Origin of the sequence: Microlunatus speluncae (assembly GCF_009299835.1) — a bacterium.
Taxonomy (GTDB): domain Bacteria; phylum Actinomycetota; class Actinomycetes; order Propionibacteriales; family Propionibacteriaceae; genus Microlunatus; species Microlunatus speluncae.
Genome location: NZ_VKCZ01000004.1, coordinates 151,702 through 165,530 on the forward strand (window position 1 = coordinate 151,702; position 13,829 = coordinate 165,530).

At 66.1% G+C, this 13,829-nt stretch carries 15 protein-coding genes; 2 read left to right on the plus strand and 13 right to left on the minus strand.

What is annotated here, in order from left to right; translation table 11 throughout:
• Positions 1 to 63 precede the first annotated feature (63 nt).
• From FNH24_RS06995 to FNH24_RS07040, 10 genes are all read right to left on the minus strand, one after another.
• Complete coding sequence (locus FNH24_RS06995) at positions 64 to 540, minus strand: GNAT family N-acetyltransferase (RefSeq protein WP_152361438.1); 477 nt, start codon at positions 538 to 540, stop codon at positions 64 to 66.
• A gap of 66 nt (positions 541 to 606) precedes the next feature.
• Positions 607 to 1,857, minus strand: a complete 1,251-nt coding sequence (locus tag FNH24_RS07000) for an MFS transporter (RefSeq protein WP_152361439.1) — start codon at positions 1,855 to 1,857, stop codon at positions 607 to 609.
• Between the two features lie 212 nt (positions 1,858 to 2,069).
• Complete coding sequence (locus FNH24_RS07005) at positions 2,070 to 3,269, minus strand: tyrosine-type recombinase/integrase (RefSeq protein ID WP_152361440.1); 1,200 nt, start codon at positions 3,267 to 3,269, stop codon at positions 2,070 to 2,072.
• 2 nt (positions 3,270 to 3,271) lie between these two features.
• On the minus strand, positions 3,272 to 3,463 hold the full coding sequence (locus FNH24_RS07010; protein ID WP_343031714.1) for a helix-turn-helix domain-containing protein: 192 nt from the start codon (positions 3,461 to 3,463) through the stop codon (positions 3,272 to 3,274).
• A gap of 19 nt (positions 3,464 to 3,482) precedes the next feature.
• On the minus strand, positions 3,483 to 5,108 hold the full coding sequence (locus tag FNH24_RS07015; RefSeq protein WP_152361441.1) for a replication initiator: 1,626 nt from the start codon (positions 5,106 to 5,108) through the stop codon (positions 3,483 to 3,485).
• The gene (locus tag FNH24_RS07020; protein WP_217428075.1) at positions 5,105 to 5,479 is read right to left on the minus strand and encodes a WhiB family transcriptional regulator; all 375 of its coding nucleotides are present in this window, start codon (positions 5,477 to 5,479) and stop codon (positions 5,105 to 5,107) included. Before FNH24_RS07020 ends, FNH24_RS07015 begins: the two co-directional genes overlap by 4 nt.
• Positions 5,480 to 5,505: 26 nt before the next feature.
• Complete coding sequence (locus FNH24_RS07025) at positions 5,506 to 7,056, minus strand: ATP-binding protein (RefSeq protein WP_152361442.1); 1,551 nt, start codon at positions 7,054 to 7,056, stop codon at positions 5,506 to 5,508.
• On the minus strand, positions 7,053 to 7,337 hold the full coding sequence (locus tag FNH24_RS07030) for a hypothetical protein (protein ID WP_152361443.1): 285 nt from the start codon (positions 7,335 to 7,337) through the stop codon (positions 7,053 to 7,055). The genes FNH24_RS07025 and FNH24_RS07030 overlap by 4 nt, the downstream gene beginning before the upstream one ends.
• Positions 7,338 to 7,339: 2 nt before the next feature.
• Complete coding sequence (locus FNH24_RS07035) at positions 7,340 to 7,621, minus strand: hypothetical protein (RefSeq protein ID WP_152361444.1); 282 nt, start codon at positions 7,619 to 7,621, stop codon at positions 7,340 to 7,342.
• The gene (locus tag FNH24_RS07040) at positions 7,621 to 8,004 is read right to left on the minus strand and encodes a hypothetical protein (RefSeq protein ID WP_152361445.1); all 384 of its coding nucleotides are present in this window, start codon (positions 8,002 to 8,004) and stop codon (positions 7,621 to 7,623) included. Before FNH24_RS07040 ends, FNH24_RS07035 begins: the two co-directional genes overlap by 1 nt.
• Positions 8,005 to 8,115: 111 nt before the next feature.
• Here FNH24_RS07040 and FNH24_RS07045 point away from each other — a divergent pair, with 111 nt between their 5' ends.
• On the plus strand, positions 8,116 to 8,925 hold the full coding sequence (locus FNH24_RS07045) for a GntR family transcriptional regulator (protein WP_161606034.1): 810 nt from the start codon (positions 8,116 to 8,118) through the stop codon (positions 8,923 to 8,925).
• Here FNH24_RS07045 and FNH24_RS07050 read toward each other — a convergent pair.
• From FNH24_RS07050 to FNH24_RS07060, 3 genes are all read right to left on the minus strand, one after another.
• On the minus strand, positions 8,909 to 9,169 hold the full coding sequence (locus FNH24_RS07050) for a hypothetical protein (protein ID WP_152361447.1): 261 nt from the start codon (positions 9,167 to 9,169) through the stop codon (positions 8,909 to 8,911). The two genes, FNH24_RS07045 and FNH24_RS07050, sit on opposite strands and share 17 nt — an antisense overlap.
• A 584-nt stretch (positions 9,170 to 9,753) precedes the next feature.
• Positions 9,754 to 11,175, minus strand: a complete 1,422-nt coding sequence (gene glnA, locus FNH24_RS07055; RefSeq protein WP_152361448.1) for a type I glutamate--ammonia ligase — start codon at positions 11,173 to 11,175, stop codon at positions 9,754 to 9,756.
• Positions 11,176 to 11,320: 145 nt separating this feature from the next.
• On the minus strand, positions 11,321 to 12,343 hold the full coding sequence (locus FNH24_RS07060; protein ID WP_152361449.1) for a sugar-binding transcriptional regulator: 1,023 nt from the start codon (positions 12,341 to 12,343) through the stop codon (positions 11,321 to 11,323).
• 177 nt (positions 12,344 to 12,520) lie between these two features.
• Here FNH24_RS07060 and FNH24_RS07065 point away from each other — a divergent pair, with 177 nt between their 5' ends.
• A complete protein-coding gene (locus FNH24_RS07065; protein ID WP_161606035.1) occupies positions 12,521 to 13,828 on the plus strand; it encodes an MFS transporter in 1,308 nt (435 codons plus the stop codon).
• Position 13,829 lies beyond the last annotated feature (1 nt).

Genomic DNA, 13,829 nt, shown 5'->3' on the forward strand with positions numbered 1-13,829 from the left:
GGGTTTGCGGATCAGCGGCTTTCCAACGGTGCAACGGAAACCATTGGCAGATTTGCGACACCGTCAGCGCGGGAGGGGCAGCTCGAATCGGCGAAGCACCGGATTCGGCGGGAGGGCGGTCCGTGACGTAATCGCGGTCCGCCGCCAGCCGTGCTTCTCGTAGAAGCGGACGCCGCGACGGTTCTCCTCGAACACCCACAGCCAGGCGGATTCCCATCCCTTCATGATCAAGTGATCGATCAACTCGGCATGGGCCTGGCCGGCCAGCCCCGTGCCCCAGGTGTCGATCGCGGTCCCGAAATGGAGCAGCTCGTCGGATCGGATAGCGGCGAAGCCGGCCAACTCATCGGCGGCCGTGATCGCGAAGCAGTCGATCCCGGGGTCGGTGATTTCCTCCGCCCACCGAGCCTTGACCGTGGCCACGGGGAACGGATGTGTCTCCTGCGGAAAGATGTGACTCAGCGCCGCGACGGCGCCGACCCGCTGCACGATCATGAGTCGGTCCAGGTCCTCGACAAGCAGTGGGCGCAGCACGGACATGAACGCAGATCCTAGCCACAGCAGGGAGAATGCGGTGTGGCGATCGGAGCACGGCCCGGACCTTGCTCAGGCCTCTGCCTCGTCGTTCACCGGTGGTGGATCGGTGCGCAGATTTCGCGCCTCGGGATCGAGAGCCAAGCGGATGCCGACCAGGAGCATCGGGATCGCCGCGATGGCGAATCCCCAGCCGACGGAGTGAGTCAGAACGCCACCGAGCAGGGCGATGGAGACCGGCCCGAGGACGACGCGCGGCAAACCGATGAGGCTGCTGATGCGCCCCAGGAATTGTCGCGGAGTGCGGGTCTGGATGAAGGTCGGCAAGGCCACATCGCTCGAGTACGCGACGCCGAACCCGACCACCACCAAGATGGCCGAAGCGACGAAGATGTTCGGCGAAACGCCCAAGAGGGCGAATGCGGTCGCCTCGACGATGGTCATGCCGATGATCAGGAGACCCCAGCGTCGCGGCAGACCGGTGATCGCTGCGGAGATGGTGCCGAGTAGCTGTCCGACACCCCAGGCAGAGATCAGGGTGCCGAGCGCCACGGCGTTGGTGGAGAAGGATTGAGCCAGGGCCGGCAGGCCAACAGCAAACAGACCGCTGTAGCTCAGAGCGGAAGCTCCGACGATCAGCAGCACGATTCGTACTTCGTGGCTTCGCCGGGCAAGCTGCAGACCCTCCCCGATCTCTTTCAGCACAACCGAAGCCGACATCGACTCCTGATGGGTGGCCTCACTGCGCGGCGCGGCCCGCACGGTCATGGCCGCGATGAAGAAGGTGAGCGCATTCAATCCGATGGCAACGGCCGGACCGAGCCCGGCAGTCAGGAGCCCACCAAGCAAGGGGCCCGCGATCGTCACCGTCTGCTCAACGGCCCCCTGCAGCGCGTTCCCACGCGGAAGCTGCTCGGCCGGCAGGAGAAAGGGCAGAACGCTTTCGGAGGCCGGCCCGAAGAAGGCTCCCGCCACACCGGTGATCACGGCAAAGGCGTAGAGCTGCCACAGTTGCAGGCTGCCGGTCCAGGCCATGATCGCCACAGCTCCGACTGCCAGGCCCCGGACGACATGCGACCAGAGCATGACGGTTCGGGGCGAGACCCGGTCGGTGATGGCTCCGCCGAACAGCGAGAGCAGACCGCCCGGAATTGCCTGCACCAGAAGGACAGACGCGAGCGCGGCGACAGATCCGGTTTGCTGAAGCACCAACCAGGCCAGCGCGACGCCGAACGCGGCGTCGCCGATCATCGACAATCCCTCACCTGACAGCACGACGGTGAAGCGACGATTCCGCAGCGGCGCCATGGCCTGATCAAGCACGACCTCTCCTCCTCGGTCGAACGATCTGGGCAGTTTCGCACGACCTGAGGCAAGATCGACATTGGTTAAATCCGGTCCCCCGGACCCGGGAGCACGCGAAACGGCGGCAGACCATGAGAAACGCCGTGAGGGCGTTTCTCAGGTCAGCCGCCGTTTCAGCTGATCTTGGTCGGGCTAGGCCCGCTGTCGATCAGACGTCGTAGGTCTGAACGCTATGGCCCTTTGACTAGGGATTTCGGTGCCTCCACCCCGTCTGTGTACACGTCCTTTACACGAAGCACGGCATCAATCGCATTGCGCGTCCGGTCGTGGCTGGACGGCATCAGATGGGTGTAGGTCCGCAGCGTGAACCCCGGATCGGCATGCCCAAGGTACTCACTCAGGGCCTTGATCGTTTCGCCCGCATCAAGAAGGGTGCTCGCGTAGAAGTGCCGCAAGGCGTGGCAGCCGTTGGCCCGGGTGACCTCGACCTCAGCAGCGGCCAGCGCCTTGTGCCAGATGTAGGGGTTGAAGTAGTTCCGATTCATCGCCTTCGACTCACGGTTGGTGACGACCAGCTCTGCCGTGACGGGCTCACCGGAAGGCTCACGCCAGGGCAGTGTCACCGACCGAGCCCCGAACATGGCCAAGTAGGCAGCAAGATCATCCCGCACCGAGTCGGGAAGCGGTACGGTCCGCGTCTTTCCGCCTTTCGGCAGCGCGAACACCTGGCGGTTGTTCCGGAAGAGCTTCACCTGTCGCCGGACCTCGACCTTGCCACGGAGGAAGTCAACATCAGCGGGGGACAGGCCGAAGATCTCTCCCTGTCGCAGGCCGAGCCCGGCACCCAGTGTCGCCACGATCCGATACCGCTCGGGCAGCTCGGACCGGACAGCGTGCACGCGTTCACACGACCAAGGGATGATCTTCGGATACTTGCCCCTCGGCCGCGAGACGGAGGGAGCCTTGCAAGGGTTCTTCTTGATCAACTCGTCATCGACGGCGGCATTAAAAACGGTGCTGACGTTCGTGAAGATCATTCCCTTGTAGGTCTCCGCCAGGACCGGCCCGAGTCCGCGTATCCAGGTTTGAATCGTTGACGGCTTGATCTGACGCAGCTCGCGATGACCCAGCACCGGGAACACGTGAAGCGTCAGCCGATCCTTGACCTGCTCAGCGGTCAGCGGTTCGAAGGTCTGTGCCTCGAGCCAGCGCAGAGCGTACGCCTTGAACGTGATCTTGCCTGCCTCGGGATCGATGTACTCACCGCGAACAAGATCAGCCTCGACGTTGGCCTTGAAGATCTTCGCGTCTCGGAGCCGATCAAACCCAGGAGCATGCTCACTCCCGTCAGGGCCGCGCCAGCGCACCAGGTAGCGTGTGACGGTCTTTCCCTGGCTGTTGACACGGGTACGCGGCTCAATGCTGGCCATCGCTATGCCGCCGATTCCAGGAGCCACTTCCGCACGGCTGCCGGGTCGTACCGCAGGTGCCTACCGACACGGAAGGCTGTCGGTCCGATCCCCAGATATCGCCATCGGTAGAGAGTGGCCACCGGCACACCCAGATACACCCCGGTGTCATCGGGAGTCCACAGCGGTTCAGGTTTCTTCGATTCCATGATCATCTTCCTTCCTTGGGAGAGTTCACGCTGCGGTTGCCGAATTACTGACAGGTCCGGCGCGTTTGGCCTGGTCGTACTGCGTGCGCCACTCGTGCCGTTGATTGACAGCCGGGCCGATCACGTCTGTGTAGGTGGGCCGGTCCGGGTCGGTCAGGGTGACGACTTCCCAGCGGTAGCGGGGCTCGCCGTCGTCGCCGGTGACGGTTGCCGAATACTCGTCTTGGTCGGGCATCTCGATTCCGGCAGCAGCCAGGGTCTGCCGGACGACTTCGGCCCGGTCGGCCTTGTGCTCGGAGAGGGTCTTTCCGGTCCAGCGTCGGGATACCAGGGCGCGCCGACCGCCGTAGCCGAGGTTCTCTCGACGGTGGGCTTTCCGGCTGCACTGGCCGGGTGTGATCTTGCCGTGCGCGCTCTTGGGGTTGATGCCGTAGCGGAGCCAGTTTGCGCACTCCGGGGAGCAGGGCAGGATGCGGACCTGAGCGTGGAGCCGGTCCAGATGATGAGTGCGGGCCATGGCGGTCAGGTCATGATCATCATCGCCACCGGCCAGGGTGTCGGTGATGGATTTGGTGAGGTACTTGCACAGATACCCGATCACACGCTCTGTCCGGTCGCTTCCGCTGATGAGCCACTTGTGATCAACTTGCGGGCCGAACTTGAGCATGTGCGCCGGTCGGGCGGCGGGGTCGTCGTCCAGGGCGTCGAGAGCTTGGTCCCAGGTCGGCAGCGGCTTGCGGGTGATGCGATCGATGAACCGGCCGGTGTCGGCGTTCCAGATCGGCATCCGGGTCGGGTCGGTGTAGACGGGTTTGTCGTGCGCCGGCCACCACAGTTGGAAGTACGTTGCGGCGACGAGCTGGCGCAGCAGCCCGGCAGTCATGGCCCCTCGGGTGGCGACGTGGAGATGCGGCGCGGCCCGGCGTTGCGGCTCGACGGTGGCGAAGTACTGCATTTCGAATCCAGCGACGCGGCGTAGGTTCTTCCACAGTCGATCGGCCAGCTTGCCGAAGTGCAGCGCGTCCAGTGCCGCGCGGCGGTAGTCGTAGCGGTGCGGGAACAAGGGCGTCCCCACGATGGGGGACCCCGACCTGTGTGGCTGCCCGCAGCGGCAGCGCCCGTGTTCGGAGTGAACGGGACCGTAGGAGTCCAGGGTGACCGTGAAGAACATCGACGGCCGGTAGCTGTTGCCGTTTGGCGAGGTCAGTTGCCGGGCCACGGTGCCGTCACGACGGCCGCCTTGGGGCAGGTCGGGCACGTCTTGGCGGCGTCGGGTCGACCGGACCCGGCGACCTTGATCATCGTCGTCGGCCTGGTCGCCGTCGTCGTCGGCCTGGTCGTCATCGTCGATCGTCGCGGGGTCGGTTTCGGGTTCGGTGTCGAGGTGCCAGCCTTCGCGGCACTGGGTCATGCGGAGTTTGCGGTTGCGATCGGCGCAAGGCTGGCAACGGTCGGCACGAGTAGACCCGCAGGAGATGGGCACGATCCGGGTCTCGCCGGTCGCGGTGTCGATCAGTCGTTGCAGGACGGGCCGGACACAGACGCCGTAGGAGACGGCGAGGTCGGCCAGGGCCTCGGGGGTGACGGGTTGCTGGTCGCGTTCCTGCCGGGCGTCGACCAGGGCGGTGAACTCCTCAGCCGCGGTTGTCATGCTGCCAGCCTCGGGCGGTCGGTGGCGATGGACAGGACGGCCTCGACTCGGACCCCGGTGCCGATTAGGTCGAGCAGGTCCGCCCGCTGGCCTTCGGTGGTACCTCCCCAGATCCCTTGCTCATCGGCCACCAGTGCCGCTGAGAGGCACGCACGGGCCACGGGGCACCCTGCGCATGTGCGGGCCGCTCGTGCGGCCTTGGCGGCGCTGTCAGGGTCGTCGGGGTCGGGGTGCCAGTCGTCGGGGTTACCGTCGCGGCAGGCTGCCCGGTCTGCCTGTAGGCCGGATGCCAGGCGGGTCAGGTCGGTGCGCTGATCCGTGGTCAGGGTGTGGCCGAGCGGCAGCATGAGTTGGACGGCTTCGGTGATCATGGTCGGCCCCTTTCCGGGTCGGTTGGTCAGGCGGCGAGTTCGAGGTACGGGTTGGCCGGGTTCGGCCGGTAGAACTGGGCCATCTCCCGGATGTCGTCATCGGAGATCCAGGGGAACCGGAGCCGGACGGCTTCGGGGGTGCCGTCGACCAGGGCGTAAGCGGTGCCGGGCATGTTCCGGTCGATTTCGTGGCACAGTGCGCCGCGTTCGATCGAGTCCTTGCCCAAGATCATTTCGGTGTCGGCGGCTTCGTTGAGCCGCATTCCGAGCCGGATGGTGAACAGGCCCCGTTGCGGGACCGCTTCCTTACGGGGGTCTTGGGTGCAGCCGATCACGATGAATCCCGGTGCCCGGCCCTGGGTGAGGATCCGAGCGAGGACAGAGGCGATGCGGTCTTTGATCTTGCGGTCGGTGATGTAGCAGGTCAGTGCGGCCATCTCATCGATGAAGATCACGTACAACGGTTCAGCCGGTGTCGGGATGTGCAGTCGGGATTTGCCCTTCATCTGCTTCAGTCGGTCCGACATCAGCCGTGCCCACCGTTCCAGCGCCTCGGCGAAGTTGATCAATACGGCCTCGTTGGCCTTGGCCGCGTCGGGTTCCTCGGTCTCGTCCACCACGTCACCCGTGATCAGTTCGTGGAACATGTCCTCACCGAACGGCAGTTCGATCAGCTTCGGATCGATCCCGAGCAGGCGGACCCGACCGGAGCGGACCGCCGGACCGAGGGCCTTGCCGACGTTCCAGATGAACGAGCCCTTACCCGCGCCGGTGCAGCCGACGTTGAGCGTGTGGTTGCCGAGCAGCGGCAGCCGGTACAGCGTGTGATCTTCGGTCCAGCCGATCGGGAGCCGGGCGAGGTCAACGGTGTCTGCAAGGTCCAACTGATCTTCGATCGGGTGATCGATCGATGCGACCCCTTCGCGGAGCGGATCACGGCGCAGCGCGATCAGGTCGATCAGTTGCCGTTCCCGATCCGGCAGCTTCCCCGCCTCCCGCTTGCGTTTCGGCTGCCGCTTCCAGACGGTGACGATGCGGACGTGTTCGACATCGAAGGCCTGCGCGAGCCGGGTCGCTTCGGTCGCCCAGTCGCTCATCTTCTGGCCCCGGAGGACCTTGACCCGGACGCGGTCGGTGTTGCGGGTGGAGTGGACCCGGCCGAGCCTGGCCAGGACATCACGGTCAGCACTGGACCGGGACAGCTTGGCCTCAGCCATCGCAGCGGGCCACCAACGCCGGTAGACCGCGAGTCGTCGCCACTGGCCCCGAGCGGGACCCGACACCCAGCGGGTAAACGTCTCAGGTGATCGGCGCTGCCAGACCACCATGCCCGCCGTCGTGCCGGTGATCAGCAGGGTGCCGGTGATCACCAGCGCGGTAGCGCCCCAGGTGTGCCCGACGAGCACCAGGCCGACGAACACCAGGAGCGGAGTTGCGAAGATCGGCGTGGAGCACAGCAGCCAGATCAGCCGCCCCAGACGCTTCAGCAGCCAGCCGGTGATCTGCAAGCCGATCCCGACCGCGAGCGACTTCTTGCGGAACTGGACTGCCTCATCCTTCCGCGCTGCCCGGCTCATGACGCCCTCGCCAGGGGCAGATCGTCCAGCAGGGTCGGGTGCTGATCCCATGCCTGCTCCTCTTCCAGCGCGACCCACTGCCCGCGCAGCGCCTGCAGCCCGTCGATCAGCCGGTCAATGTCGTCCAGCGATCCGGGGACCAGCCTCAGTTCGTTGTGCCAGCCGACACCGAGCCCGGCCAGGATCTGCCCCGTGTCTGAGATGAAGGCCGTGGGCTCTATCCGTGTCTCGTCCCGGACCCGCACCCGCACGCCGATCGTCGCGTCACCGTACTCAGTCATGATCAAATACCTCTCTCAGTTTCGGCCGGACGGCCTCCGATCTTGATCAACTTGTCGTCCTGACGCTCCATGTGCTCACGCAGCTCGTCCGCGTACTCCTGCATCACCCGAGCAAGATCACGAACCGCCTGCACATCCAACGGAGTCACCGTGCGGGTGCCCGAGATGAAGGTCAGGAAGAACCGCGAGCACCACACCGACAAGATCGGCGGGGCCTCCGGATACGTCACACACGAGGCCGTCAACGGAGCCGCCAGCGGCACCCGCAAGCTGACCGGCTCCATCACGCGGCCTGACCCTGAGGCTTGGCAGCGGGAGCCGCCTTGCCGTCCGCCAGCCGCTCAGCCCGCCACGACTCCCGCATCGAGCCCTGAGTCATGAACACCGAGCACACAAGATCAACGAACTCCACACGGGAGAACGGCTCCGGCTTCGGTGCTTCCGTTGCGCCGATCTGAACCGCAGCGGTCACGGTCACCGGCTTCCCGAACGCCGAGGACTGATACAGCACCTCAACGGTGAACTGCTTCATCCCGGTGTTGGCGTCGATCATCTGCTCATCGGACTGCTTCCGCTTGCCGCCAACCTCCACCCACTCCATCACCGGCGACACGTTCCCCGTCGCCCGCATCTCCTGCCGCTTGCTGTCGATCGCCAGCTCGGTCATTTTGAGTCCTTTCGAGAAGCTCTACGAGTACTTGAGTACTCATCATGACATGTTGACGAGCACATGTCAATAGGTCGGGACGTTCGATTGACGACCCGATATGCTGGGTGTATGAGCTTCCGACTTGTATCCCGCGACATCGACCGCGTTGGGTCAGTGCCCCTCTACCGTCAGATCGCTGACCGACTTCAGCACGCCATCGAGACAGGCGAGCTGAAGCCCGGCGATGCGTTGCCATCCGAGGCAGAGATGGAGCGCAGTCTCGGCATCAGCCGCACCGTAATCAGAGACGGCATGGCCGAACTCGTTCGAGACGGCTTGGTCGTCAAGCGGCACGGAGCTGCCACGCGTGTAGCCGATAAGCCGCGCCAGCGACGGATGGACACCAGCCGCTACCAGGAAGCCCTTGATGTCCTGGACAAGGGCGGCGAGCGGCCCCAGACCTCAGCGTTCGTTGACGAGCACGACACCACTTGGGACAAGTACGAGATCGATGCCGACTACCGGCGCGACAAGGCGAACCCGCGCGATGCTGACTACCTCAAGATCAAGATCGGCTCGCCGGTCGTTCGCCGCCTGCTGCTGAAGATCGTGGACGGCAAGCCGGAGCAGATCCAGCGGTCAACGATCCCGCTGCCGATCGCCAAGGGCACGCACTTGGAGAAGCCCGAGGTTCAGCCGTACCCAGGAGGTACGATCGCGGAACTCTATGACGCCGGGCACAGGGTTACACAGGTGATCGAGGATGCTTGGGCGCGGATGCCGACCGGCGATGAACGCCGGATGTTGCAGCAGGTCCAGCCCGGCCCGGTATGGGACATCGTTCGAGTGTTCTGCACCAAGGACGGGCCGGTCGAGGCGTCGCGAGTGATCACGCCAGCCGCCGACAACCTGTTGAGGTTCGTTACCGATCTTCACTGATCAGCGCGGGGCCGTCGTCGTACATGCGCGCCGCGATGGTGTGCACGTGGGCTTCGTCGAGGTGTGCCTCAACGATCCGTGCCGACCGTCGCGCCTGCATCGCGATCGCCGGTGCCTCATCGGGGTTGGCCAGCATTGCGGCGCAGTGAGCCGACCAGTTGTGCAGCTCCTTGCGAGCTGCACGGATCGCGCGCTCAGCATCGGCCAGGTCGTCGGCCTGCGTGCGGTTCACTGTGATCGCCATGGACACTACGATATCAGCACATCATGACAAGTCAAGGTGTGCACGACCGGTCATATGGTCTTACCGCCTGGTCGAAGCTTCCCCCTGGCTGTCGAATTGACCTCTCTTAGATCAAGGCCCGGCCCTGCGGGCCGGGCGGCGGGGCGCTCCCGCTCCCGCTTCGCTCCCGCGTCCGCGCCTCCCGCCGATGAAGGGTCCAAGCCGTGTTGCGATCGGTCTTTACGTCGCGGTGCCCCGTCCCCTCGTAGGACCAGTGTTTGGCCTCCACTCCACGTGTCAAGGGCCGCAGACGCGTTCTGCCCCGGCTCGCCGTGTTCCGTGAAGGCTGGACGATCGTGCCCTGATGAGCCGGGGCAGAACGCGTCTGCTCTTACCCTTGACACGCTCCGTTCCAGCCAAAAACGGGCGCCTACGAGGGGACGGGGCAGGTGTGGCGATAGCTTGATCAACTTCGGCTCCGTTTTACACATCCTGTACACACGAGCACGCAAAACGGCGGCAAACCATGAGAGACACCGCGAAGGCGTATTCCCTGGTCAGCCGCCGTTTCGACTGATCTTCAGCGGTACGGGACCGCCTGTGTCTTAAACGTCGTAATACAGCTCGAACTCGTGCGGGTGCGGACGGAGCCGGAGGGCGTCGATCTCGGCGCGCTTCAGCTCGATCCAGGTCTCGATCAGGTCGGGGGTGAAGACGTCCCCGGCCAGCAGGAACTCGTTGTCGGCCTCGAGGGCGTCGAGGACGGCGGCCAGATCGGTCGGCACCGTCGGGACGGAGGCGTGCTCCTCCGGCGGCAGCTCGTACAGGTCCTTGTCGATCGGCGCCGGCGGCTCGGTCTTGTTCTGGATGCCGTCGATGCCGGCCAGCAGTAGGGCCGAGAAGGCCAGGTACGGGTTGGCCGACGGGTCCGGGCAACGGAACTCGACGCGCTTCGCCTTCGGGTTGGAGCCGGTGATCGGGATCCGCATCGCGGCGGACCGGTTGCGCTGGCTGTAGACCAGGTTGACCGGAGCCTCGAAGCCCGGCACCAGCCGGTGGTACGAGTTCGCGCTCGGGTTGGTGAAGGCGAGCAGCGCGGGGGCGTGGGCCAGGATGCCGCCGATGTACCAGCGGGCGATGTCGGACAGGCCGCCGTAGCCGGTCTCGTCGTAGAACAGCGGCTCGCCCTTGTCCCACAGGGAAGAGTGCACGTGCATGCCGGAGCCGTTGTCGCCGAAGATCGGCTTCGGCATGAAGGTCGCGGTCTTGCCGGCGGCCCAGGCGGTGTTCTTGACGATGTACTTGAACTTCAGCACGTCGTCGGCCGAGGTGAGCAGCTTGTCGAAGCGGAAGTTGATCTCCGCCTGACCGGCGGTGCCGACCTCGTGGTGCGCCCGCTCGACGATCAGTCCGGACGCCTCGAGATGCTTGGTGATCACGTCGCGCAGGTCGGAGAAATGATCAACCGGCGCCACCGGGAAGTAGCCGCCCTTGTAGCGGACCTTGTAGCCGCGGTTGCCGCCGTCCTCGACCCGGCCGGTGTTCCAGGCGCCGGCCTCGGAGTCGATCGAGTAGTAGCCGGAGTTCTGCTTCGTCTCGAACCGGACGTCGTCGAAGATGTAGAACTCGGCCTCGGGCGCGAAGAACGCGGTGTCGCCGATCCCGGTCGAGGCCAGGTAGGCCTCGGCCTTGCGGGCGATGTTGCGCGGATCCCGGCTGTACGGCTCCTTGGTCAGCGGATCGTGCACGAAGAAGTTCAGTGCCAGCGTCTTGGCGGCCCGGAACGGATCGACGAACGCGGTGGTCGGATCGGGCATCAGCGACATGTCCGACTCGTGGATCTTCTGGAAGCCGCGGATCGACGAACCATCGAAGGCCAGGCCCTCGGTGAACACCTCCGGGCCGAAGGATCCGGCCGGCACGGTGAAGTGCTGCTGCATGCCGGGCAGGTCGGTGAACCGGACATCGATGATCTCGATGCCCTCGCTCTTGACGTAGGCCAACAGATCGTCGGCTCCTTGGAACATCTGTCCTCCGGTGAGTTGTCGGGCGATGGCCGGGACGCGGCGGCTCCGGCCACCGACCAGGGCTGGACGAGCGGGCCGGTGAGTTCTCGCTCGATGCTTCCCCGAGGCTAGACACCCGGAATTTCCGTCCAGTTGCGCGATTGTTTCACGGATGTAACAGCGGCTCGCCGTCAATCAGGGCCTGGGCGAGGGCGTCGTCGATGATCAGGGTGCTGACCAGGCCGGCCCGGACTGCGGCCACGGTCGCGGTCCGGCGCTCGGCACCGCTGGCGCTGGTCAGCCGCAGGTCGGCCGCCTGAAGTTGATCAAGGGTGGCGCCGATCACCCGGTCGTCCAGGTCGGTGATCACCGGCCTGCCGTCCGGGCCGAGCAGCCGGCCGCTCACCTCACCGACGGTGCCGGTGGCGGACAGTCGCTCCCGGTCGCTCGCGCCGAGCAGGTCGTAGACCGCCGACGATCCGGTACGCCAGGCACCGATCGAGAGCACGGCGACGTCGAGGTGATCGGCCCGGGCCAGCGCCGCCGCGATCTCCGGCTGGCGGCGCAGCCCGTCGGCCGTCTCCGGGTCGGGGACGACCAGCGGCGCATAGAGGATGTGCGCGGTGCCGCCGGCCGACGCGGCGACCTCCCGGGTCACCTCGACCGATCCGGGCAGGCCGGCCGGCGGATAGATCGCCCCGGACAGCTGGACCACGGTGCACGGCGGCAGCCGGCGCAGCGACCGCACCATCGCCGGCGTGGCCCGGCTCCACGCCAGACCCACGCTCGCTCCCTCGGTGACGACCCGCTCCAGCTCCGCCGCCAGCGCGGCACCGACGAAGTCGAACGTCGACTGCGGCGCGCTCGGGTGGGCCTCGACGACGATCACCCGGGCGAGACCGAGCCGTTCGGCGACCCGTCCGGACAGGTCTTCGTCGACGTGACCCGGTGACCCGATCTCGATCCGCACCAGGCCGGTGCGTCGCGCCTCCTGCAGCAGCCGCGCGACCTGGAACCGACTGATCCCGAGGTCCCGGGCGATGTCGACCTTGGACTGGTCCTCGCGGTAGTAGCGACGGGCGATCGCCAGCATCAGCGCGGTTTCGCCCCCACCGACCGCAGCTACGCCGTCCGCAGTCGCGCCGCCCGGAGCCGGGTCGCCCGGGCCTGGTCCCTTCGTCGTACCCACGGGGTCGCCGCACCTCCTTCGTCGAGGGTCACAGTCTGGCGCACCGTCCACCGGCCGGACGCGAGGTCTTGACGCCTCCAGCCGACCCACCTAGCCTCGTGCACATATGAGAGATAGTAACGCTCATGTGAGAGTCCACGGGAGACGATGATGTCCGGAACCGCCCCGAGCCGCCCGATGTCGCCGGCCACGCGCACCAGGAAGGCGCTCACCGCCGCCGTCTCCGGCTCCTTTCTGGAGTGGTACGACTTCAACCTGTTCGGGATCGCCGCCGGCCTGATCTTTCCGCGCATCTTCTTCCCCGGTGCGTCGCCGACGGCCGGACTGATCGAATCGTTCGGCGCGTTCGCCGCCGGGTTCGTGATGCGGCCGGTCGGGGCCGTGTTCTTCGGTCACTTCGGCGATCGGTTGGGCCGCCGCCGGATGCTGCTGGTGACCGTGGCGATCATGGGCGGCTGCACGTTCCTGATCGGGCTGCTGCCGACCTACGGCGCCATCGGCGTGATGGCGCCGGTGCTGCTGGTGCTGCTCCGGCTGATCCAGGGCTTCGGGATCGGCGGCGAGTTCGGCGGCGGCGCCCTGGTGGCGTTGGAGAACGCGCCGAGCGGTCGTCGCGGGGTGATGGGTAGTGTGCATCAGCTCGGCACGCCGGCCGGTCTGCTCGCCGCGACCGGGATCTTCGCGCTGATCCAGTTCCTGCCCGAAGATCAACTGATGAGTTGGGGCTGGCGAGTCCCGTTCCTGCTCAGCGGTCTGTTCCTGCTGGTCGCGCTGTACATCCGCCGAGCCCTGCCGGAAACCGAGGCGTTCAGCCGGGACTCCCAGCCGGTGCAGCGGATGCCGCTGTTCGCCCTGCTCCGGCAGCACCCGCGCAACGTGATCTTGTCCGTCGGTGCGCGGCTCGCCGACGCCGTGACCTACAACGTGATCAACGTCTTCGGGATCGCCTTCGCCACCAGGCACCTTGGCATGGACAAACAGGTGATGCTGACCGGCTTCGTGATCGCCGCCGCGGTGGAGATCGCGATCATTCCGGTGATCGGCGCCTTGTCGGACCGGATCGGCCGAAGACCTGTGTACGCCTTCGGCATCGTCGTCTGTGGCGTGCTCGGCTTCGGCTACTTCCCGGCCCTCGCCTCGGGCAACACCCTGCTCGCCTGGCTGGCCATCGTGATCATGCTCGCGGTCGGCACCGGCTGCATGTTCGCCATCCAGGGCACCCTGTTCGCGGAGATGTTCAGCACGCACACCCGCTACACCGGGATGGGCGTGGCCTATCAGGCCTCGGCGTTGATCGGTGGCGGGCCGACGCCGGCCATCGCCGCCGGGTTGGCCGCCGTGTTCCTGCAGTCGTACTGGCCGGTCGCGATTTACCTCGCCGCCGTCTGCGGGATCAGCCTGATCTGCATCCTGCTCGCCCGCGAGACCTATCAGAGTTCGTTGACCGACGAGCACGGCGCCGTAGCGGAGCCGGGAAGGAAATGAT